General features: G+C 73.7%; 19 protein-coding genes. 8 read left to right on the top strand and 11 right to left on the bottom strand.

What is annotated here, in order from left to right; all coding sequences use genetic code 11:
- Positions 1-177: 177 nt before the first annotated feature.
- Together ACFVUY_RS08145 and ACFVUY_RS08140 are read left to right on the top strand one after the other, a co-directional pair.
- Positions 178-1215: an agmatine/peptidylarginine deiminase gene (locus tag ACFVUY_RS08145; protein WP_387690079.1), complete on the top strand. Its 1038-nt coding sequence runs from the start codon at positions 178-180 to the stop codon at positions 1213-1215.
- Between the two features lie 84 nt (positions 1216-1299).
- Complete coding sequence (locus ACFVUY_RS08140; RefSeq protein ID WP_387690077.1) at positions 1300-2460, top strand: agmatine/peptidylarginine deiminase; 1161 nt, start codon at positions 1300-1302, stop codon at positions 2458-2460.
- Positions 2461-2554: 94 nt separating this feature from the next.
- Here ACFVUY_RS08140 and ACFVUY_RS08135 read toward each other — a convergent pair whose 3' ends face one another.
- Positions 2555-3742, bottom strand: coding sequence for an agmatine/peptidylarginine deiminase (locus ACFVUY_RS08135; protein ID WP_387728194.1), 1188 nt, complete (start codon positions 3740-3742; stop codon positions 2555-2557).
- 142 nt (positions 3743-3884) lie between these two features.
- On the opposite strand from ACFVUY_RS08135, the gene ACFVUY_RS08130 reads away from it, so the two are divergent.
- On the top strand, positions 3885-4553 hold the full coding sequence (locus ACFVUY_RS08130; protein WP_387728193.1) for a TetR/AcrR family transcriptional regulator: 669 nt from the start codon (positions 3885-3887) through the stop codon (positions 4551-4553).
- 108 nt (positions 4554-4661) lie between these two features.
- On the opposite strand, the gene ACFVUY_RS08125 is transcribed toward ACFVUY_RS08130, so the two are convergent.
- From ACFVUY_RS08125 to ACFVUY_RS08085, 9 genes are all read right to left on the bottom strand, one after another.
- Positions 4662-5843: an agmatine deiminase family protein gene (locus tag ACFVUY_RS08125; protein WP_387728191.1), complete on the bottom strand. Its 1182-nt coding sequence runs from the start codon at positions 5841-5843 to the stop codon at positions 4662-4664.
- 101 nt (positions 5844-5944) lie between these two features.
- Positions 5945-6868 (bottom strand): DUF4436 family protein, encoded by a 924-nt coding sequence (locus ACFVUY_RS08120; protein ID WP_387728189.1) that lies wholly within the window; start codon positions 6866-6868, stop codon positions 5945-5947.
- A 122-nt stretch (positions 6869-6990) separates the two neighbouring features.
- Positions 6991-7788, bottom strand: coding sequence for an ABC transporter ATP-binding protein (locus tag ACFVUY_RS08115; RefSeq protein WP_387690068.1), 798 nt, complete (start codon positions 7786-7788; stop codon positions 6991-6993).
- Entirely contained in the window at positions 7781-8761 is a 981-nt protein-coding gene (locus tag ACFVUY_RS08110) for an ABC transporter ATP-binding protein (protein ID WP_387728187.1), read from the bottom strand. The genes ACFVUY_RS08115 and ACFVUY_RS08110 overlap by 8 nt, the downstream gene beginning before the upstream one ends.
- Positions 8758-9612, bottom strand: a complete 855-nt coding sequence (locus tag ACFVUY_RS08105) for an ABC transporter permease (RefSeq protein WP_359898980.1) — start codon at positions 9610-9612, stop codon at positions 8758-8760. Before ACFVUY_RS08105 ends, ACFVUY_RS08110 begins: the two co-directional genes overlap by 4 nt.
- Entirely contained in the window at positions 9609-10568 is a 960-nt protein-coding gene (locus ACFVUY_RS08100; protein ID WP_387728185.1) for an ABC transporter permease, read from the bottom strand. Before ACFVUY_RS08100 ends, ACFVUY_RS08105 begins: the two co-directional genes overlap by 4 nt.
- On the bottom strand, positions 10565-12211 hold the full coding sequence (locus ACFVUY_RS08095; protein WP_387690062.1) for an ABC transporter substrate-binding protein: 1647 nt from the start codon (positions 12209-12211) through the stop codon (positions 10565-10567). The genes ACFVUY_RS08100 and ACFVUY_RS08095 overlap by 4 nt, the downstream gene beginning before the upstream one ends.
- 28 nt (positions 12212-12239) lie before the next feature.
- Positions 12240-13331 carry an agmatine/peptidylarginine deiminase gene (locus ACFVUY_RS08090; RefSeq protein WP_387728183.1) on the bottom strand — a complete coding sequence of 364 codons (1092 nt, stop codon included), beginning with the start codon at positions 13329-13331 and terminating at the stop codon, positions 12240-12242.
- A gap of 135 nt (positions 13332-13466) precedes the next feature.
- Positions 13467-14678 (bottom strand): agmatine deiminase family protein, encoded by a 1212-nt coding sequence (locus tag ACFVUY_RS08085; protein WP_387728181.1) that lies wholly within the window; start codon positions 14676-14678, stop codon positions 13467-13469.
- 158 nt (positions 14679-14836) lie between these two features.
- On the opposite strand from ACFVUY_RS08085, the gene ACFVUY_RS08080 reads away from it, so the two are divergent.
- Positions 14837-15490, top strand: a complete 654-nt coding sequence (locus ACFVUY_RS08080) for a TetR/AcrR family transcriptional regulator (RefSeq protein WP_387690057.1) — start codon at positions 14837-14839, stop codon at positions 15488-15490.
- A gap of 129 nt (positions 15491-15619) precedes the next feature.
- The gene (locus tag ACFVUY_RS08075) at positions 15620-17434 is read left to right on the top strand and encodes a serine/threonine-protein kinase (protein WP_387728179.1); all 1815 of its coding nucleotides are present in this window, start codon (positions 15620-15622) and stop codon (positions 17432-17434) included.
- Positions 17435-17511: 77 nt separating this feature from the next.
- On the opposite strand, the gene tatA is transcribed toward ACFVUY_RS08075, so the two are convergent.
- Complete coding sequence (gene tatA / locus ACFVUY_RS08070; RefSeq protein WP_387728177.1) at positions 17512-17862, bottom strand: Sec-independent protein translocase subunit TatA; 351 nt, start codon at positions 17860-17862, stop codon at positions 17512-17514.
- 259 nt (positions 17863-18121) lie between these two features.
- Between tatA and ACFVUY_RS08065 the strand changes: the two genes are divergently transcribed.
- From ACFVUY_RS08065 to ACFVUY_RS08055, 3 genes are all read left to right on the top strand, one after another.
- Entirely contained in the window at positions 18122-19330 is a 1209-nt protein-coding gene (locus ACFVUY_RS08065) for an agmatine/peptidylarginine deiminase (protein ID WP_387690052.1), read from the top strand.
- Between the two features lie 67 nt (positions 19331-19397).
- The gene (gene ureA / locus ACFVUY_RS08060; protein ID WP_387728175.1) at positions 19398-20195 is read left to right on the top strand and encodes an urease subunit gamma; all 798 of its coding nucleotides are present in this window, start codon (positions 19398-19400) and stop codon (positions 20193-20195) included.
- Entirely contained in the window at positions 20192-21901 is a 1710-nt protein-coding gene (locus ACFVUY_RS08055) for an urease subunit alpha (protein WP_387690049.1), read from the top strand. The genes ureA and ACFVUY_RS08055 overlap by 4 nt, the downstream gene beginning before the upstream one ends.
- Positions 21902-21911: the final 10 nt, after the last annotated feature.

Below are 21911 nucleotides of genomic sequence, written 5' to 3'. Positions count from 1 at the left end.
GCGTTATGGCGCGCCCATGAGTTTGACTGAACTTTCAGTCAGTGCGAGCCTGAAGCCGCAGGAAGGGTGCTGCCGCCGGCCCGTCCCCGTGGTGCGCCGCCGCGTCGCGGCGCGAAGAGTGGGATCCGGCGGCCCTCGGCGCCCTTCCCGGCACCGTCGCACGATCTGGAGACCCTCATGACCCACTACCCCGACGACCGCTCCACCGGGCCGTACCCCTGGGTGCCGGCGGACGACGTGCCGCACGCGCGGACCTGGATGTCCTGGCCCTCCCGCAGGGGCGTGTGGGGACTGCGCCTGGGCGGCGTCCAGGAGGACATCGCCCTGATCGCCCGCACGATCGCCGAGTTCGAGCCGGTGGTGATGTGCGCCCCCGACGACTGGACCGCCGACAAGGCCCGGTCCCGGTGCGGTTCCGGGGTGGAGGTGATCACCGCCATCCCCACCGACGACCTGTGGATGCGCGACACCGCACCGGTGTTCCGCCGGGACGGGTACGGGGGCCTGGACGCCGTGATCCTCAACTTCAACGGCTGGGGCAACAAGCAGGTGCACCACGACGACGCCCGGGTCGCCGAGCGCCTCGCCGCCCGCCGCGGCCTGCGCCACACCTACGCGGACTTCGTCGGCGAGGGCGGCGCGATCGAGACCGACGGCGACGGCACGGTGATGGCCACCGAGAGCAGCCTGGTCAACAAGAACCGCAACCGCGGCATGAGCCGGGCCGAGATCGAGGAGTCCGTCCTGGAGGCCTACGGCGCGGACACCATGATCTGGCTGCCGGGCATCAGGGGCGAGGACATCACCGACGACCACGTGGACGTCACCTCCCGGTTCGTCCGCCCCGGCGTGGTGATGGTGCAGCTGCCGCCGGCGGACCGCAACGACTCCTGGGCGCGGGACGCCCGCGAGCAGTTCGCGATCCTCTCCGCCGCCACCGACGCCCGGGGCCGCCGCCTGCACGTCATCCCGGTGCACGGCCCGGACACCGTCCGCTCCCGCAGCTCCAAGTTCGTCGACTCCTACCTCAACTTCGTCCTCGTCAACGGGGGCGTCATCACCGCCGAGTTCGGCGACGCGTACAAGGACGCCGCCGCCCGGGAGACGCTCGCCGCGGCCTTCCCCGGCCGCGAGGTGGTGCAGATCGACGTCGACCGCCTGATGGCCGGCGGCGGCGGCATCCACTGCTCGACCATGCACGAACCGCTGCCGTAGCCACCGGGCGGCCCGCGTCGCAGCCGCGGCCGCCGTACCGCACATCCCGTCCACCGCACCGACCACCACAGCCGGAGTGCCCGTATGTCCCCTGCCCTGTCCCGCCGTACCCTGATCCGCCGCCTCGCCGGTGTCGGCGCCGGTGTCGGCGCCCTCACCCTCGGCCTCACCGCCTGCGACCCCAACGCCATCGAGGACGGCGGCGTCGTACCGCCCCCGCAGCCCGGCGGCACCCCCGGTGTGCGCCGCTTCGGCGCCGAGTGGGAGAAGCACCTGCGCACCGTGATGTCCTGGCCGGCCTCCGAGAACATCTGGGGCGAGCAGTTGCCGGACGTCCGCCGGGACGTCGCCGGCCTGGCCCAGGCCATCGCGGCACGCGAACCGGTCGTACTGATGGCCCGCCCCGAGCAGCTGGAAGCCGCCCGGAAGGCCTGCGGCTCGGCCGTCGAGGTGGTGCCGATCGCCGTCGACGACCTGTGGGCCCGGGACACCCTGCCGGTGTTCGTCGAGGAGGGCGGCACGATCAAGGGCGTCGACTTCAACTTCAACGGCTGGGGCGGCAAGCAGCAGCGCGGCAACGACGCCAAGGTCGCCCGGACGGTGCTGGCCAAGTACGGCGTGGAGCGGGTCGAGACCCGGCTGGTCGCCGAGGGCGGCTCCTTCGAGACCGACGGCCAGGGCACCCTGATGGTGACCGAGAGCTCCGTCGTCAACGACAACCGCAACCCGGGCATGACCCGGGACCAGGTCGAGGCCGAGCTGAAGCGGGTCCTCGGCGTGAGCAAGGTGATCTGGCTGGCGGGCGTCAAGGGCAAGGACATCACCGACGCCCACGTCGACTGCCTGACCCGCTTCGCCGCCCCCGGCGTCGTCCTGCTCGACCAGGCCTTCCCCGGCACCCCGCCGGACGTCTGGTCCCGCTCGGCCGACCAGGCCCGCGCCGTCTTCAAGGACGCCACCGACGCGACGGGCCGCAAGCTCCAGGTGGTGGAGCTCCAGCAGCCGGACCCGGACAAGATCACCGGGCGCGGTGACGCCTTCGTCTCCTCGTACATGAACTTCTACATCGGTACGAAGGGCGTCTACCTGCCGAAGTTCGGCGATGCCAGGGCCGACGACCGGGCCCAGCAGATCATGAAGCAGTACTTCCCGGGCAGGGAGATCGTGCCGGTCAAGATCGACGCGATCGCGGCCGGCGGCGGTGGCATCCACTGCGCCACCCACGACATCCCCGCCCTGGGCTGAGCGGGCGGCGGGCCGGCTCCCCGGGTCGTCCCGGAGGGTCGGCCCGGCGCCCGGGGCCGGGTCCGGTCGGCGGGCCGGACCCGGCCCCATCTCCTCACGCCGCGGGCTGCTGCTGGGTGACGCAGTGGATCCCGCCGCCGCCCGCGCCCAGGCTGTCGATGTTCAGCTGTTCGACGGTGCGGCCGGGGAACATCCGGGCCAGGGCGGCCCGGGCGGCACTGTCGGCCTTGGTGTCGCCGAACTGCGCCGCGATCACCGCGTTGTTGCACAGGTAGTAGTTGGCGTAGGAGCCGACGAAGTTGGGGTCGGTCGAGCGGATCAGGTTGTAGTCGGGCCCCTGGATCTGGCTGACCCCGAACGGGGTTCCCTGGGCGCTGGTGGAGGTGGTCAGGATCCGGTACTGCTGCCGTGCGTCGTTCGACCAGGCGTCGGTGTCGCTCGCCAGCGGCATCTGGACCGCGGCCGTCCCCGCGCCGAGGAAGCGGGAGGTGGCGTCCACGTGGTCGTCGGTGATGTCCTGGCCGGCGACACCGTTGAACCAGATCACCTTGGTGGCGCCGTAGGCGGCGCACATCGCGCTCTCGACCGCGGCCTGGGACATGCCGGGGTTGCGGTTGGCGTTGAGGATGCTGCTCCGGGTGGCCATCAGTGTCCCGGCCGCGTCGGTCTCGATGGCGCCGCCCTCGGCGACCAGCCCGGCGGCGGTGAACGGCAGGCCGAGGTAGGCGGCGACGCGCTGGGCGACCAGGGCGTCGTTGCCGTGCGGGTTCTGGTGGTTGCCCCAGCCGTTGAAGTTGAGGCCGATCGTGTCCAGGCCGCCCGCGCCGTCGGTGCGGAAGACCGGGCCGGTGTCGCGCATCCAGCAGTCGTCGACCGGGACGTCCCCGATGACGGTGACGGTCGAGCCGCACATCGACCGCGCCTTGGCCACGCCGGCCGGGTTGGCGCACATGGTGACCGGCTCGTACTTCGCGATGGTTCTGGCGATGAGGGCGATGTTCGACTGGACACCGCCGAGCTTGTTGCGCCAGATGGTGCTGCTGTCCGGCCAGGCCATCCAGGTGCGGGTGTGCCGGACGGTGTCCAGCGGCACCCGGAAGCCCGCGGCGAGGCCGGCGCCGGCGGCGGCACCCGTGGCGGTGCGGCGTTGCGCCGCCTGGGCCGGGCCACCGGTCGCGGCCGTCAGCGCGGTGCCGGCGACGACGATCCCGGCGGCCGTCAGGAACCGGCGGCGGCCGAGCCCCTCCGCGGCCGTCGTCTCGGTTCTGGAGCGGTCGTCCATCACTGCCTCCATGTCAATGTCCGCTGCTTGTGCAGCAGTTGACCGAAAAGGTAAAACTGGCCAAGCGCTCGGTCAATACTTTGCGCAGCCATCGTTCCCGATGCGCCCCTGCGGCACTCCCCCGGTCGTTACAGTGACGGCCATGGCGACACAGGCGACAGGCACGGCCGCACGAACGGCCTCCGCGGCGGGCGGCCCCGGCCGGACCCGCGCTTCCGCCAAGGGCGAGCAGACCCGGGCCCGGCTGATCGCGGCGGCCCGCACCCTGCTCGCGGGCGACGGCGCCGGGCGGTTCACCACCCGCAACGTGGCCGCGCTGTGCGGGGTCTCGCACGGGATGTGCCACTACCACTTCGCGGACCGCACCGACCTGATCGTCGCGGTCGTGGCGGACATCCGGCCCGAGTGGATCACGCCACTGGAGGAGGCGGTCGCCGGCCCCGGCGGCTACGCCGAGCGCTCCGAGCGGGTCCTGACGCTGCTCACCCGGCCCGAGAGCCCCGACCTGGCCCGACTGCACGCCGCCCTGCACTGGCTCGCCCTCAACGACGAACGCGTCCGCGCGAGCCTGGAGGCCGAGTACGCGCGCTGGCGGGCCTCCTTCGTGGGCCTGTTCCGCTGCCTGCTGGAGGAACGCGGCGACGACGGCGACCCGGTCCCGCTCGGGGAGGCCTTCGCCGCCGCCGTGGACGGGCTCGCCGCCATCGGGTCGCTGGACGGGACGGTGGACGCCGAACGGGTGCTGCGGACCCTGCTGGAATCGCTGTCGTCCACCCCCCGGCCGTCCACTCCCCGGCCGTCCGGCGCCTGACGGTCCGCGGAGGGACCGGACGCCGCCCGGACCCGCGTCACCCGACCGTCCGGAGCCCGATCCGCGCGGCCCGCCCCCGCGCCGCCCGACCCTCCGCAGCCCGACCGGTCACGGGGTGGAGCCGGGCGCCACGGGCTGCTGCTGGGTGGCGCAGTGGATGCCCCCGCCGCCCGAGGCGATGTGGTTGATGCCGACCTGGGTGACCTTGCGGCCCGGGTGGAGGTCGCCGAGGATGCCGGCCGCCCGGTCGTCGGTGGCCTGGTCCCCGAAGCGCGGGACGATGACGCCGCCGTTGCAGACGTAGTAGTTGATGTACGTGGCCAGGAAGTCCTTGCCCGCGCCCGGGATCAGGGCGGTGTCGGGCTCGGGGAGGTCGACCACCTTGAGCGTGCGGCCCTGGGCGTCCGTCTCCGTCTGCAGCACCTGCAGCGCCTGCGCGGAGGCGGTGGTCCAGACGTCCGGCGGGGCGTCGGCGGCGGGACGGTGCAGGACCACGGTGCCCGGCTCGGCGAAGCGGGCGAGGGCGTCGACGTGGCAGTCGGTGATGTCCTGCCCGGCGACGCCCTGGAACCAGATCACCTTCTCGACGCCGAGCAGGTCCTTGAGGCTCGCCTCGATCTGGTCGCGGGACTTGCCGGGGTTGCGGTTGCCGTTGACCCAGGAGCTCTCGGTGGCCATCAGCGTCCCCTCGCCGTCCACCTCGATGCCGCCGCCCTCGCCGGTGATCGGCGCCTGGATGCGGGTGATGCGGTAGTGGTCGAGGAGGTAGCGGGCGACCAGGCTGTCATTGGCGTGGGTCTGCTTGTCGCCCCAGCCGTTGAAGTTGAAGTCGACCCCGGCCAGCCCCTGCGGGCCGGTGACGAAGGTCGGGCCGGTGTCCCGGGCCCACAGGTCGTCGACCTTCAGTTCGAGCACCTCGACCGAGGATCCGACGGCCTGCCGGGCCTGGGCCGCCTGGTCGGGGCGGGCCAGCAGGACGACCGGTTCGAAGCCGGCGATCGCCTGGGCCAGCCCCGCGATGTCCTGCCGGACCCCGGGCAGTTGGTCGCCCCACACCTCCTCCAGCGCCGGCCAGGCCATGAAGGTGCGGGTGTGCGGGCCGGACTCGGCCGGCATGGCCCACCCCCCGGCCACCGGGCTCGTGGACGGGGCCGCGCCCGAAGCCGTACCGCTCCGGTCGGACTGCTCCTCCGGTCCGCCGTCGGAGGAGCAGCCGCCGGCCAGGGCCAGCGCGGCGAGCGCGGCCCCGGACCGCAGGAGTGAGCGGCGGGACGGCCGGGGGTGAGCCATGGGGCCTCGTTCCGGTTGTGTGTCGGGGTTCGGCTCCGCAGGCTACTGACCGGAAGGTCAGATTCCGGCGCGGCACGCACCCGCCGTTCGGGGGAATCCGCTCACGGCCCCTCGGCAGCCGCCTCCCGCTCGCGGCGCAGCCGGTGCTCGGTGCGGATGCCGGACCAGGCGGTGCAGGCCAGGCTGGCGGCGATGATGCCCTCGGCCCAGAAGAACGCCACGTAGTCGATCAGTGATCCGATCGGCGGCGACCCGGGGGCCGCGTTGCGCATGCCGATCAGGGCGAACAGGCTCGCCGCCATCCAGCCCAGGGAGGGCCAGACCAGCCCCTCGCGCTTGCGGTACAGCACCTCGGCGGCGCCGAGGACGGCCAGGGCGATGGCCCACATGGCCGCGATCATGAACCAGGAGAGGATGAAGGTGCTGCGGGACCGGGTGATCCGCGCCTCCAGGGTCACGGCACCGGAGCTCGCGGTGGTGACCTGCGGGCGCAGGACGAAGAACGGGTCGGTGTCGGTGAGGACCAGGCCGACCGGCACGGCCGCGCCCCCGCTGGTGGCGGTGAAACCGGCCTCGGCGCGGTAGCGGTCGAACGGGTAGTCCGTCTTGGTGCCGTCGTACGTCCCCACCTGGACGAGCTGGGACGCCGCGGCCTCCCCCTCGGCCGCCCGGATGGTCACCTTGGGGGTGCCGGTGACGGTGATCTCGACGGGGCGGGCGAAGGTCTGGGAGTCCGGCCCGGCGGCGAACCTGCCGTGCGGGACGGGGGTGACGTAGAGGGTCAGCTGCTGGGCGGTCGGGTCCACATCCTGGGCGGTGACGTCCAGTTCGATCCAGTCGGGCGTCGACGGGATCGCCAATTCCCTGGTCTGTTCGCGGGTGTCGCGCTCGTTGAGGTACAGCCCGATCCCCGACCCGCAGAGGGTGATGACCACCGCCAGGACGGCGGCGAACCGCCAACGGCGGCGGGGGGCTCGGTGCGCGGCCCGGTCGGTCGCGCTGGTGTCGTCGGTGGTGACCTGCACGGTCGTCCTTCCTGCGGCGGTGGCGCCGGGCCGGCAGGTTCGCTGCCGCCCGGCGTCGCCCGCCGGTGTTGCTCGGTCGCCCCGGCCCGGCGGGTCCCACCACCTGCCGGGCCGGGGCCGTCTTACAAGGCGCGGCGCGCGGCGGCGATCCGGTCGGGATCCCAGCCGGGCCGGGGGACGGACTCCAGCAGCAGCCGGGTGTAGGCGTGCTGCGGGGAGTCCAGGACGTGGGCGGTGGGGCCGGATTCGACGATCCGTCCGTGGCGCATGACGACGACCTCGTCGGTCACGCAGCGGACGACGCCGAGGTCGTGGGTGATGAACAGGTAGCCGATGCCGGTCTGTTCGCGGATGTCGGCGAGCAGGTTCAGCACCTGCGCCTGCACGGACACGTCCAGGGCGGCGACCGCCTCGTCCAGCACCAGGACGGCCGGCTGGACGGCCAGCGCCCGGGCGATGGCGACGCGTTGGCGCTGGCCGCCGGAGAGCTGCCGGGGCAGCGCGTCGGCCGCCCGGGTGCCGAGGCCGACCTGGTCGAGGAGCTCCCGGATCCGGGCCTCGTGGTCGGTGCCGGGGAAGTGCAGCCGCAGGGTCTCGCGGAGCGCGGCCTCGACGCTGGTGCGCGGGTCCAGGGAGAGGTACGGGTCCTGGAAGACCATCTGGACCTCGCGGGCGCGGGCCAGCCGCTCGGCCCTCCCCCGCACCCGGCCGCCGCGGGCCCGGCCCCGGACGGCGACCCGCCCCTCGTCGGCCTGTTCAAGGCCGACGACGATCCGGGCGGTGGTGGTCTTGCCGGAGCCCGACTCGCCCACGATACCGAGCGATCCGCCGGCGGCGAGGGTGAAGGAAACGTCGTCCACCGCCCGTACGGTGCCGAAGGTCCGGCACAGTCCGGTGACCTCCAGTGCGGCCTCAGGCATCGGCGCGGCTCCCTTCGAGCGGGTGGTGGCAGGCGACCGGGAGCGTCACCGGGGTCTCCTCGCGGCACCGGGAGGTCGCGTACCGGCATCGCGCGGCGAACGCGCATCCGGTCAACTCCTGGCGCAGGTCCGGCGGTTGGCCGTCGATCGCGGCGAGGCGGCGGCTGTCGGACTCCACCCCCGGGGTGGAGGCCAGCAGCGCGGCGGTGTAGGGGTGGCGGGGCCTCTCGAAGAGCGCTCCGGCGGGGCCCGTCTCGGCGATCCGCCCGGCGTACATGACGTAGACGCGGTCACTGATGGCGGCGGCGAGGCCGAGGTCGTGGGTGACGAACAGCAGGCCCGTGCCGAAGCGTCGGCGCAGCTCCCCGAGGAGTGCGATGACCTCGGCCTGGCTGGTGACGTCGAGCGCGGTGGTGGGCTCGTCGGCGAGCAGCAGGACCGGGTCGCCCATCAGCGCGGCGGCGATCATGACGCGTTGGAGCATGCCGCCGGACAGCTGCCCGGGGTGGCGGTTCAGCAGTTCCGGGCCGAGGCCGACGGCGTCGAGCAGTTCGGCGGCGCGCCGGTCGGCGTCCTCCCGGCCCATGGCGCCGGTGAGGCGGACGCTCTCGGTGAGGAAGTCGCCGACGCGGCGCAGCGGGTTGATGGCCGCCCGGGGGTCCTGGAAGATCATGGCGGCCCGGCCGGTGCGCAGGGCGCGCAGCCGGTCGGGGCCCATGGTCAGGACGTCCTCCCCGTCGACCAGGACGCTGCCCTCGGCGGTGGCGCCGGGCGGCAGCAGGCCGAGGGCGCTGCGGGAGGTGAGGCTCTTGCCGGAGCCGGACTCGCCGACCAGGGCGACGGTCTCCCCCGGGCCCACGGTGAGGTCGACGCCGTCGAGGACGGGTCGGGCGGTGCCGGGCAGGCGGAGCCGCAGGCCCCGGACGTCGAGGGCGTTCACACGCTGCTCCGGTTCGTGGCTGCTGCGGTTCATGGGGTCCTCCGGGCGACGCGGTCGGCCCAGCGCTCGCCGACGACGTTGAAGGCGACGACGGTGAGCACGATGAGGACGCACGGCAGGATCGCGGAGAGCGGGTAGCCGTGCTGGATCGCGGTCTGGCCGTCGAAGACCATCCGCCCCCAGTCGGGGGTGAGCGCGGGGACGCCGAGCCCGAGGAAGGAGAGGCCCGCGAGGTCCATCAGGGCGTAGCCGAAGTTGATCGTGGACTGGGCGAGGACGATCGGGGCGATGTTGGGCAGGACGTGCCGCAGGCAGATCTGCAGGGTGGAGTGGCCCTGGACCTGGTAGGCGCTGACGTAGGGGCGGGACCGTTCGGCGAGGACGAGCGAGCGGGTGAGCCGGGAGACGTACGGCAGGTAGGCGACCGCCAGGGCGACGACGGGGGCGAGCAGGCCCTCCCCGTACACCGAGACGATCAGGATGGCGAGCAGCATGCCGGGGAAGGCGAAGACGAGTTCGGTGCTGCGGGAGAGGACGGAGTCGAGCCAGCCGCCCCGCCAGCCCGCGGCCAGGCCGACGGCCACGCCCGCGACGGTGGAGAAGGCGACCACGCCGAGCGGGCCGAGCAGGGAGGTGCGGGCTCCGAGCAGGAGCCGGGAGAGGGTGTCGCGGCCGGCGGTGTCGACGCCGAGCAGGTGGTCGGGCGAGGGGCCGGCCAGGGCGTTGCCGAGGTCGACGGCGTTGGGGTCGTCCGGTGCGATCCAGGGGGCGAGCAGGGCGGCGAGCACCACCAGGGCGACGATGCCCAGGCAGGCCAGGTGGAGCGGGGCGCGGGCGGCCTTGAGACGGCCGAGACCGGGCCGGCGGGCGAGGGCGACACTCATGCGTCGGACCTCCTCGTGCCGAGGGCGACCCGGGGGTCGACCAGCGGGTGGAGCAGGTCGACGACCAGGTTCACGGTCATGAACAGGGCGACGACGAGCAGGGAGATGGCCTGGACGGTCGGGAAGTCCTTGGTGGTGGTGGACAGTTCGAGGAGCTGGCCGATGCCGCCGACGCTGAAGGCCGACTCCACCAGGATCGTGCAGACCAGCAGGGTGGAGACGATCAGGCCGCCGGTGGTCAGCACGGTGCCCAGCGAGTTGCGGAACACGTGGCGGCGGATCACCTCGCGTTCGGGCACGCCCCGGCTGCGGGCGACGGTGACGTGCTCGCCCTCCAGGGCGTCCAGCATCGCCGAGCGGGTGACCCGGGCGAGCATCCCGATCAGGTACAGCGCGAGGGCGACCGCGGGCAGGGTGAGGTGCCACAGCAGGTCGGCGAAGCCGTCGCCGGTGCCGCTGGTGGGGAACCAGCCCAGCTTGACCGCGAACAGGCCCTGCAGCAGGACGGCCGCGACGAAGGAGGGGGTGCCGACGGCGAGCGTGGTGGAGAGCAGGATCGCCGAGTCGGTCGCGCCGCCGCGCACCGCGCCGATCCAGCCGAGCGTCAGACCGATGACGACGACCACCACCAGGGCCATGGCCACCAGCGTCAGGGTCGCCGGCAGGCGGTCGGCGAGCAGCGTGGAGACGTCGGTGCGGTAGGTGATGGAGCGCCCGAAGTCCCCCTGCAGCACCTGACCGAGCCAGCGGAAGTACCGGACCAGGAACGGGTCGTCGAGGTGGTACTGGTCGTTGATCGCCTGGAGGGCGGCCGGCGAGGCCGACCGGCCCGACAGGAGGAAACTCGCCGGGTTGCCCGGCGCCAGGTACATCGCGCCGAAGACCACGAAGGAGGCGCCGAGCAGGGTCGCGGCCATCTCCACCAGTCGCCGGGCGGCGAATCTCAGGAAGTTCACCGGGCGGCCCCCACGTCGGCGGCCCACGGGTAGTACATGTACGCGATGGTGGTGGGGGCGCCGGTGATGCGCTTGTTGAGGAAGACGGCGGTCGGCCACTCGGCGACCGGGATCCAGAGCAGCTGCTGGGAGGCGGTCTGCTGGAGTTTCGCCTCGATCGCGCCGCGCCTGGCCGGGTCGTACTCGGCGGTGGCCTGGTCGACGAGGTCGTCGTAGGCCTTGTCGCTGTACCCGGCGAAGTTCTGGTAGGCGCCGGTCCGGAAGTTGACGAGCAGGTCGAGCGGGTCGGTGATGGAGTCGTAGTACGTCTCCGGGAACAGGTCGATGCCCTCGCGCGCCTTGGGGTCGGTGAACAGCGCGGTGAAGGCGTTCGGGGCGATCGTCTTCAGCTGGACGTCCAGCCCGATCCTCGCCCCGGCGGCCTGGACGGCGGTGGCGAGCAGGGAGACGTCCTGGCCGATGGTGCTGGTGGCCATGACGATCGTGCGGCCGCTCGCGCCGGCCTCCTTGACCAGGGCCTTGGCCTTGTCGATGTCCTGCGCCGTGGGGGTGAGGCCGTCGAAGGCCGTCCTGCGGACGTCGTCGGGGGCCGCGCCCCAGGCCGCCCTGGTGGTGAGGGAGCCGGTGACGGTGCCGGCGCCGGAGAGGCCGGTCTTGACGAAGCCGGAGCGGTCGAGGGCCAGGGACAGGGCCTGGCGGACGCGCAGGTCGCCGAGCGGGCCGTGCATGCTGGTGACGTTGACGTTGACGGTGCTCAGGCCCTCGCCGAAGTAGAGCGTGCCCGGGCCGTCCTTCTTCAGCCGGTCGTAGCTCTCGGTGGGGATCAGGTAGCCGCCGTCGACGTCTCCGGTGAGCATCGCGTTGGTGCGGGCGGACGCGTCGGTGAGGAAGCTGAAGACGACCTTCCCGGACTTGGCCCTGGTGCCCCAGTAGCCGTCGAAGCGCTGGAGTTCGATCGACTGGCCCTTGGCCCAACTGCCCAGCTTGAAGGGGCCGGTGCAGTCGAGGCCGCCGCTGGTGCCGTAGTCCTTGCCGGCCGCCTCCACCCCGGCCCTGGCGGCGACCACGCCGGCGGCCGTCGCCATGTACTGGGGGAACTGGGAGTCGGGCTGCTTGAGCTTGACGGTGACCTGGAGCGGGCCGGTCGCGGTGACGGAGTCGACGTTCTGGAACACCTGCGCCCAGGCGGAGGCGTTGTCCGGGTTGGTCTGCCGGCCGAGGCTGTAGACGACGTCGTCGGCGGTCATCACCGTGCCGTCGTGGAAGTGCACGCCGGCCCGCAGGTCGTAGACCCAGGTGGTCGGGTCGGGGCTGGACGCCTTCTCGGCCAGGCCGGGGGCCAGGGTGAGCTGGGGCGTCCAGCGCATCAGGCTCTCGCAGACGTTGGCGAGCACGGTGTTCTGCGGGTAGTCGAAGGCCTGGACGTAGTCCAGGGTGGGCGGTTCGGCGTAGGTGGCCCAGGTGAAGGAGTCGAGTTCGCCCTTGGCCGGCGGGGTGTCGGCGGAGAGCTGTACGGCCGACCCGCCGGCGCCGCGGGGCGGGCCGGAGCAGGCGGCGACCAGGGCCGCGGCCGAGAGCAGGGCGGTGGCGAGGACGAGCCGCCGCCGGGCCGCGGTGCGTCTCGCGGGCGCGGTGGGAGTCATGAGGGTTTTCTCCGTTCGCTGGCGAGGGTCAGGCGCGAGCAGCCGCGGACGGCGTGGCGGTGGTCTGCGTGGCATCGGTCTGCGTGGCATCGGCCTGGGTGGCGGCCGGGATCTGCTGGGTGATGCAGTGGACGCCGCCGCCGCCGTAGGCGATCACCCGGGCACGCACGCCGACGACCTTGCGGTCCGGGTAGGCGGCGGCCAGCACGGCCAGCGCCGCCGCGTCCTCGGGGTGGTCGGCGACCGGCACCACGACGCCGCCGTTGGCGAGGTAGAAGTTCAGGTAGCCGACCTCCACCTCCCGGCCGTCGACCTCGACGAAGGCGGCCTGCGGCAGGTCGACGATCTCGAAGGGCCGGCCCTGGGCGTCCGTGGAGTGCTCCAGCACGGCGCGGTTGGCCCGCATCCGCACGTAGTCCGGGTGGCCGGGATCGGCCGGGAGCTGCACCACGACCTTGCCGGGGGCGACGAAGGCGCAGACGCCGTCGACGTGCCCGTCGGTCTCGGTGTCCAGCGCCCCGCCGTAGGGCAGCCAGACGATCGTGGTGACGCCGAGCCGGGCCTTCAGCTCGGCCTCGATCTCCTGCCGGGTCATCTCCGGGTTGCGGTTGGGGTGGAGCAGGCACTGCTCGGTGGTGATCAGCGTGCCCTCGCCGTCGACGGTGATCGCGCCGCCTTCGAGGATCATCTCGGAGCGGATCGCCGGGGTGCCGAGGTGCTCCAGCAGCAGGCCGCTGATCCGGTCGTCGGCGTCCCAGGGGCTGTGCTTGCGGCCCCAGGCGTTGAAGCGGAAGTCCACGCCGGCCCGGCGGCCGTCGCCGTCCAGGACGAAGATCGGCGCGGAGTCGCGGAACCAGGAGTCGTCGGTGGGGAGTTCGACGACGGTGATGCCGGTGCCGGTGCCCGTGCCCGTGCCCGTGCCGCAGTGGGCGCGCGCCTCGTCGCCGTGGCCGGGCGGGGCCACCATGGTGACCGGTTCGAACTCCGCGATGGCGCGGGCGACCGCCGCGTACTCGCGCTTCACCTCGGCCAGGGTGTCGCCCCACAGGTCCGGGCGGACGGGCCAGGCCATCAGGCAGCCCTCGTGCTCGGTCCACTCCGCGGGCATTCGGTACGTCACGGGAAACCTCTTCTGATCGGTCCCCGGCCGGCCCGGCGCGTTCGGGGCGCGGGCCGGTCGAGGGGAGGGTGGTGGGAGCGGAAGGATCCCCGGCGGCCCGCCTCCGTGGGGTACCGGACGGGCCGCCAGGGGGTCTCAGAGCGCCGGCGGGACGGCCGGCTGGGACTGGGTGGCGCAGTGGATGCCGCCACCGCCGGAGGCGATGGTGTCGATGTTCAGCTGGACGACGTCGCGGCCGGGGAACTCGGCCCGCAGGATTCCGTAGGCCCGGGCGTCGGCGTCGGCGTCGCCGAACTGGGGGACGAACACCGCGCCGTTGGCGACGTAGAAGTTGGTGTAGCTGGACAGGAAGTCCTTGCCGCGGCCGCGGATCCGGGCGCGGTCCGGGCCGGGGAGTTCCACGACGGTCAGCGGGCGGCCCTGGGCGTCGGTCGCGGTCCGCAGGACCTGCTTGGCCTGCTCGTAGACGTCGATCCAGATCCGGTCGGTGCCGGGTCCGGGCCGGTCGAGGAGCACCCGGCCGGGCGCGGTGAAGCGCGCCAGGCAGTCGATGTGGTAGTCCGTGATGTCCTGGCCCGCCAGACCGGCCAGCCAGATCACCTTGTCCATCCCGAGCGACGCCTTCAGGGCCTGCTCGACCTGGTCCTGGGACATCCCGGGGTTGCGGTTGGGGTTCACCAGCGAGCTGACGGTGGCCAGCAGGGTGCCCTGGCCGTCCGTCTCCAGGGCGCCGCCCTCGCCGACGAAGGGGGCCCGGACGCGGTCGACGCCGTACTCGGCGAGGAGGGCGGCCGCGACCGCGGCGTCCTCGGTGTAGCGCTGGTAGTAGGGGGTGCCGGTCTTGCCCCAGCCGTTGAAGTTGGTGTCGACGCCGGCGACGGTGCCCGGTGCGACCACGAAGGTCGGGCCGAAGTCGCGGATCCACAGGTCGTCGTTGGAGATCTCGACCACGGTGATCGCGTGGTAGGCGCCGGGGCCGCAGTAGTAGCGCGCGTCGGCCGCCTGGCCGGGGCGGGCGACCACGACGACGGGCTCGTAGCGGGAGATCTCGTACGCGACGCGGGCGATGTCGTCGCGGACCGCCGAGAGCTGGGTCCGCCAGATCGAGGACAGGGCCGGCCAGGCCATGAAGGTGCGGTCGTGCCGGTCGCTCTCGGCGGGCATCCGCAGCCGCGTGGTGCTGCCCGCCGCGGCGGGGGCAACGGCGTCCGCCGCGGCGGGGGCACCTGGCGGGCCGGCGGTCGCGGCCCGGGCGGTGGCCGGAAGGGCCGTCCCCAGGGCGATCAGGGGTACGGCGGCGGCGCCCAGCCGGAGCAGGCCGCGTCGTGAGGGTGTGGGGGTGTGCATGGCGCTCCCTGGATGACGTGGGAGGTGGGGGGGTTGCCCCGCATCCTCTACCGTACTGAAAATTCAGTCAAGCTTTTGATGCAGGACTCCTCGAAAACCCTGAAACGATCATCAGGCAGCTGGCCCGACCAGCCGAGGAGCACATAGAGTGGGCGCCCATGTCGGACCGTCGGACAGAAATACTCAAGGCCGCCACCAGGGTCATCGCCCGGCGCGGCGTACGCGGACTGCGGGTGGGCGAGCTGGCGAGCGAAGCCGGGGTGTCCACCTCGTTGATCTACTACCACTTCACCGACCGGGCCGGCCTGCTGCGCCGGACGCTCGACTTCATCAGCGACCGCGCCGACCACTACACCGCCGAACCGGACCCGGTGCCCCGGACCGACGACCCCCGCGCCGACCTGGAACAGGTGCTGCTCCTGGAGCTCCAGGACACCGTCGAAGTACGGGAGAACAGCACTGCCTGGGGCGAGTTGAGAGCCACCGCGGTCTTCGACCCGGAGCTTCGCGAGGACCTCGCGCGAACCACCCACACCTGGGTGCACGACGTCGCCGAACTGCTCGCCCGGGCCGATCCGGGCGGTACCGCGCCGGCGCACGCGGCGGCCGCCGAACGGCTGACCGCACTCGTCGAGGGCCTGAGCGTGCGCTGGCTCAGCGGCTCGCTGCCGGTCGAGCACGCCCGCCGCCTGCTGCGCGGGGCGATCGACGCGGAGCTGGGCGACCCTCGCCGAGGCGCCGGGGGCGGCGGGGACGCCGGAGGCAGCGGGGGCCCCGGGCGAGCCGGCGGCGACGGATTCGGCCAATCCTGACGGAACCTCTAAACTCTGCGAGGCCGTGCCCGCCGCACGCCGTTCCGCGGCCGTCGGGTCCCGCGCCCGAGTCCCCGACCGCCGACGTCCCGCCCGCCGACGCCCCGACCGCCGAGAGAGGCAGCCCGCATGTCCGCTGACCGATCCCCTTTCGCCCTCCAGCCGGTCTTCCAGGAGCTGACCCCGGACGACCCGCGCGAGGTCGGCGGCTACCGGCTGTACGCGCGGCTCGGGGCCGGCGGCATGGGCCGGGTCTACCTCTCGTACACCCCCGGCGGGCGGCCGGTCGCACTCAAGGTGGTGCGGCCCGAACTGGCCGAGGATCCGGAGTTCCGCGCCCGGTTCGCCCAGGAGGTGGCCAGCGCCAGACGCATCCACGGACTGTTCACCGCCCAGCTCGTGGACGCCGGCGTGGAGGCCGCCCCGCCGTGGCTGGCCACCACGTACGTGCCGGGCCCGTCCCTGCAGCAGGTGGTCCGGCGCTTCGGGCCGCTCCCCGAACGGACCGTCCTGCTGCTGATCGCCGGCATCGCCGAGGCGCTGCAGGCGATCCACGCCACCGGGGTGGTGCACCGCGACCTCAAACCGGGCAACGTGCTGATCGCCCCGGACGGCCCCCGGGTGATCGACTTCGGCATCGCCCGGGCCGCCGACGCCACCGCGCTCACCGGCACCGGGCTGCGCATCGGCTCGCCCGCCTACATGGCGCCCGAACAGGCGATGGGCCGGCCCGCGACCCCGGCCACCGACGTGTACGCCCTCGGCGCCCTCGCCGTCCACGTCGCCGGCGGCAACCCGCCCTTCGGCGACGGACCGGACCCGTCGACGCTCTACCGGACCGTCCACGAGGAGCCGGACCTCACCCCGGTCCCGGCGGGCCTGCGCGAGCTGCTGCTGCACTGCCTCGCCAAGCGGCCCGAGGACCGGCCGACCACCGCCGAGGTGATCGCCGCCGCCCGGAGCCACCCGGCGGTCGGCGGGCACCTCAGGTTCGGCGACGACTGGCTGCCGCACCATCTGACCAGCCAGATGACCCGGCACGCCGAGCTGCCGCAGGTACCGGCCGAGGCCGAGCGGGGTGATGCCGGCGAGCAGGGCAGTTTCGGTGATCCGGGCGAGCGGACGGACGGGCCGGGCTGGGCCTCGGCCCGTACGGTCCTAGCCCCGGCGGCCGTCCCGACCCCCACCGTCGTCGTGTCCGGGCCGGTGCCCGAGCCCGCCGCGGCCTCCGGGCGGGTGCCGGCGCTCTCGGCGTCCGGCTCCGTCCCGGTGCCCTCGGCCGGGGGCGGCCCGGCGGGACGCGCCCGGGCCGGAGGAGGCCGCAGACGGGCCCTCGGACGAACGGCGCTGACCGCCGCCGTGGCCCTGACCGTAGGCGCCGCGGCGGCGGTGTTCCTGCTCGACGACCCGGACCACGTGGAGGCCGCCACCGAGGAGGCCCCGGTGTCCGGCACCGCCGCGCCGGTCACCCCGGCCCCGCCCGGCCCGTCGGCCCCCAGCGGATCCCCGTCCCCCACCCGGTCGGCCCCGACCGCGCCGACCGCTTCCGCATCGCCGCCCCCCGTCACCGACTACGCCACCGTCTACCGCGGGGTCGAGCTGACCTCGGCGGACTCCTCCTACGAGTTCGACCTCGCCACCGGGACCGTCGTCCCGGTGGACAGCGCGATCTGGTACGTCGGCCGCGGCGACGGCGAGTTCCTCGTCCCGGAGGCCGCCGACACCTTCATCGGCCGGGACGCCGGCCTGAGCGTCGCCGACTGCCTCAAGGGGCTCGGCTCCCGGCCGGCCGGCCGGGTGCCGTTCGGCGCCCTCGGACCGCGCGGCGCCTTCTGCGTCCGGTCCGCGGACGGCCGGGACCTCGCCGTGGTGAGGGTGCTGTCGACCGCCGGCGCGGACGGGCCGGTCAGGGTGTCCCTGGACCAGTACCGCCGCAACGGCTGAGAGCCGCCGCTCCCGCACCGACTGGTGGGGAGCGGCGGCTCTCGGGCGTCCCGGGCGGCGCGCGGCCGGCGGGACGGTCAGGGGTGCCGGGCCGGCTCGGCCGGGCCGCCGCCGACCGGACCACCACCGGCCGGACCTCCGCCGGAGGGGGCGGTGCCGGAGGGGGCGGTGCCCGACCGGCCGATACCTGACGCGGCTCCGCCCGACGGGGTCCCGCCGGAAGGGGCGGTGCCGGACGGGCCCTCGCCCGCCGGGGCGCCGCCGGGCGGGGCCGCCTCCTCCCGCAGGGCCGCCGTCTCGGACTTCAGGATCCGCATCGACTTCCCCAGTCCGCGCGCCATGTCGGGCAGCTTCTTGGAGCCGAACAGCAGCACCAGCACGGCCACCGTCACCAGCACGTGCCAGGGTTCCAGACCATTGCGCAGCATCGCCGCCTCACCCGGCCTTTCATCGTCGTGACCGGGCCGTCCGTTCGGTGGCGCGGTCGTCTCGGGGTGGTTTGGGTGACTTCACCGTAAAGCTTGACTGATTTTTCAGTCAATGCGAGAGTTCAGTCTCGGTGATGCCGGACGACCCCGTCCACCGGGACGACCTCGTCCACCGCCCAACCGGCGCCGCGCGACCGCTCCCCCGGAGCCCGCCCCTCCCGCCGAACCGGAACCACCCCCAGCCCCACCGGAGTCCAGCGTGTCCCAGTCCTCCCTCGCCCGCCGCACGGTACTGCGCTCGCTCGCCGGCGCCGGCGCGATCGCCCTCGGTGCGACCGCCTGCGCCGCCTCCGGCGACGACCCTGCCGACTCCGCGGCCCCGACGGCCTCCGGCACCCCCGGCCAGGCGCCGACGCAAGCGCCCGCACAGCCCCCCGCGTCCACCCCCGCCCCGGCTCCGGCCCGCGGACGCCGGCTCGGCGGCGAGTGGGAGAAGCACGAGCGGACCTTCATGGCCTGGCCCGCCTCCGAGAACGTCTGGGGCGAGCAGCTCGGGGCCGTCCGCCGGGACATCGCCTCGGTGGCCAGGGCCATCGGCGAGCGCGAACCGGTGGTCCTGCTCGTCCGCCCCGGTCAGGAGGCCTCGGCCCGCAACGCCTGCGGCTCGGACGTCGAGCTGCTCTCCGTCCCCGTGGACGACCTGTGGGCCCGCGACACCGTCCCGGTCTTCGTGGAGGAGGGCGGAAAGGTCCAGGGCGTCGACTTCAACTTCAGCGGCTGGGGCGGCAAGCAGGAGCACACCAACGACGGCCGGATCGCCCGCACCGTCCTGGAGAAGTACGGGATCGAGCGGATCGAGACGCCGGTCACCGCCGAGGGCGGCTCCTTCGAGACCGACGGCGAGGGCACGCTGCTGGTCACCGAGAGCTCCGTGGTCAACGAGAACCGCAACCCGGGCCGCACCCGCGACGAGATCGAGGCGGAACTCAAGCGGGTGCTGGGCCTCACCAAGGTGATCTGGCTCGCGGGCGTCAAGGGCAAGGACATCACCGACGCCCACGTCGACTGCCTCGCCCGCTACGCGGCCCCCGGGGTCGTCCTGCTGGACCGGGCCTTCCCCGGCACCCCGCCGGACGTCTGGTCCCGCTCCGCCGACCAGGCCCGCGCCGTCCTCGCCGAGGCCACCGACGCCGCCGGCCGGAAGCTCAAGGTGATCGAGATCGGCCAGCCCGACCCGGACAGGATCACCGGCCGGGGCGACGCCTTCGTCTCCTCGTACATGAACTTCTACATCGGCAACAAGGGCGTCTACCTGCCGAAGTTCGGCGACGCCAAGGCCGACGGCCACGCCCAGGAGGTCTTCAGGGACCAGTTCCCGGGCCGCGAGATCGTGCCCCTGCCGATCGACACCATCGCCGGCGGCGGGGGCGGCATCCACTGCGCCACCCACGACCAGCCTGCCGGCTGACCCCGCCGTCCCGCACCCGTCCCCCGCCGTCCCGCACCGTCCCGCACCGAGGGAGAACGGAACCCCTGTGCAGCTGACCCCCACCGAACGCGACCGGCTGCTGATCTTCACGGCCGCCGAACTCGCCCGCGCCCGCCGCGCCCGCGGCCTGCGGCTCAACGTCCCCGAGGCCGTGGCGCTCATCTCGGACACCGTCTGCGAGGCCGCCCGCGACGGCCTCCGGCTCGCCGAGGCCGTCCGGCGGGGACGCTCCGTCCTCGCTGCCGCCGATGTGCTGCCCGGCGTCCCCGACCTGGTCACCGAGATCCAGGTCGAGGCCGTCTTCGAGGACGGCACCCGGCTCGCCGTCATCGCCGACCCGTTCGGCGGCGGCACCCTCGGCACCGCCGCGCCCGGCGCCGTCCTCCACCACGGTGACCCCGGCGGCGGCACGGGCGGCGACGGCCACCGCGACGGCCGCACCGCGCCCGGGCCGGAGGCCGTACGCACCCTTGCCGTGCGCAACACCGCGGACGTGCCGATCTCGGTCACCTCGCACTTCCACTTCTTCGAGGTCAACCCGCGGCTGGCCTTCGACCGCGCCGCCGCCTACGGCACCCACCTGGCCGTACCGGCCGGCTCCTCGGTGCGCTTCGACCCCGGCGCCACCGTCGAGGTCGGCCTGGTGCCGATCGGCGGCGAGCGCGTCGCGATCGGTTTCGCGGGGCTCGTGGACGGCCCGCTGGACTCGCCGCGGGCACGGCAGGAGGCCCTGCGCCGGGCGGCCGAACAGGGCTACCTCGGAGCGGCCGAACAGGGCCGCCCCGAAGCCGCCGAACAGGGCCGCCCCGGAGCGGCCGACGACGGGCAGGAGAACCAGCCGTGAGCAGCAGCATCGAAGCGTCCGAGTACACCGCCGTGCACGGCCCGCGCGCCGGGGACCGGGTCCGGCTCGGCGACAGCGGTCTGGTCGTCCGGGTCGAATCCGACTCCCAGCGACCGGGCGACGAGTTCCTCGTCGGCTTCGGCAAGACCGCCCGCGACGGCCTGCACCTCAAGGCCGCCGCCGTCCGGGACACCTGCGACCTCGTCATCAGCAACGTGCTGGTGATCGACGCGATCCAGGGCATCCGCAAGACCTCGATCGGCATCCGGGAGGGCCGGATCGCCTCCATCGGGCGGGCCGGCAACCCGGACACCCTGGACGGCGTGGACGTGGTCGTCGGCACCGGGACGGCCATCGTCTCCGGCGAGGGCCTGATCGCCACCGCCGGCGCCATCGACACCCACGTCCACCTGATGTCCCCGCGGATCATGGAGGCCTCGCTGGCCTCCGGCGTCACCACCATCATCGGCCAGGAGTTCGGCCCCGCCTGGGGCGTCGGCGTCAACTCGCCCTGGGCGCTGCGCCACGCCTTCAACTCCTTCGACGCCTGGCCCGTCAACATCGGCTTCCTGGGCCGCGGTTCGTCCTCCCACCCCGCCCCGCTCGTCGAAGCCCTCGCCGAGGGCGGGGCCTGCGGCTTCAAGGTGCACGAGGACATGGGCGCGCACACCCGCGCCCTGGACACCGCACTGTCCGTCGCCGAGGCCCATGACGTCCAAGTGGCCCTGCACACCGACGGGTTGAACGAGTGCCTGTCGGTCGAGGACACCCTGAGCGTCCTCGACGGGCGGACCATCCACGCCTTCCACATCGAGGGCTGCGGCGGCGGACACGTCCCCAACGTGCTCAAGATGGCCGGCGTGCCGAACGTCATCGGCTCCTCCACCAACCCCACCCTCCCCTTCGGGCGGGACGCGGTGGCCGAGCACTACGGCATGATCGTCTCCGTCCACGGGCTCAAGACCGACCTGCCCGGCGACGCCGCGATGGCCCGCGACCGCATCCGGGCCGGCACCATGGGCGCCGAGGACGTCCTGCACGACCTCGGGGCCATCGGCATCACCTCCTCCGACGCCCAGGGCATGGGCCGGGCCGGCGAGACGGTGCGCCGCACCTTCGCCGTGGCCGGCAAGATGAAGGCCGAGCGCGGCCCGCTGGAGGGCGACGGTCCGGACGACGACAACGAGCGCGTGCTGCGCTACATCGCCAAGCTCACCGTCAACCCGGCCATCGCCCACGGCCTCTCCCACGAGGTCGGCTCGATCGAGATCGGCAAGCTCGCCGACATCGTGCTGTGGCAGCCGGCCTCCTTCGGCGCCAAGCCGCAGCTGGTCCTCAAGGCGGGCTTTCCCGCCTACGGCGTCACCGGCGACCCCAACGCCGCCACCGACACCTGCCAACCGCTCGTCCTGGGGCCCCTGTTCGGCGCTCACGGCGCCACTCCGGCCGACCTCTCCGTCGCCTTCACCAGCCGCGCCGCCGCCGAGTCCGGCACCCGGGACCGCCCCTACGACACCATGACCACCCGGCGCCGTCGCGTCGCCGTCCGCCACACCCGCGGGATCGGCCCGCGCGACATGGTCCGCAACACCCGCCTCGGCGAGGTCCTCGTCGACTCGCGCGAGGGTCTCGTCACCCTCGACGGCACACCGCTGCGGTCCTCCCCCGCCGAGGAAGTCCCGCTGAACCGGCTCTACTTCCTCTGAGCCGCCCGCA

Origin of the sequence: Kitasatospora sp. NPDC058063 (assembly GCF_042885395.1) — a bacterium.
Lineage (GTDB): Bacteria > Actinomycetota > Actinomycetes > Streptomycetales > Streptomycetaceae > Kitasatospora > Kitasatospora lactacystinica.
This window is presented reverse-complemented; position numbering and strand designations above follow the sequence as displayed.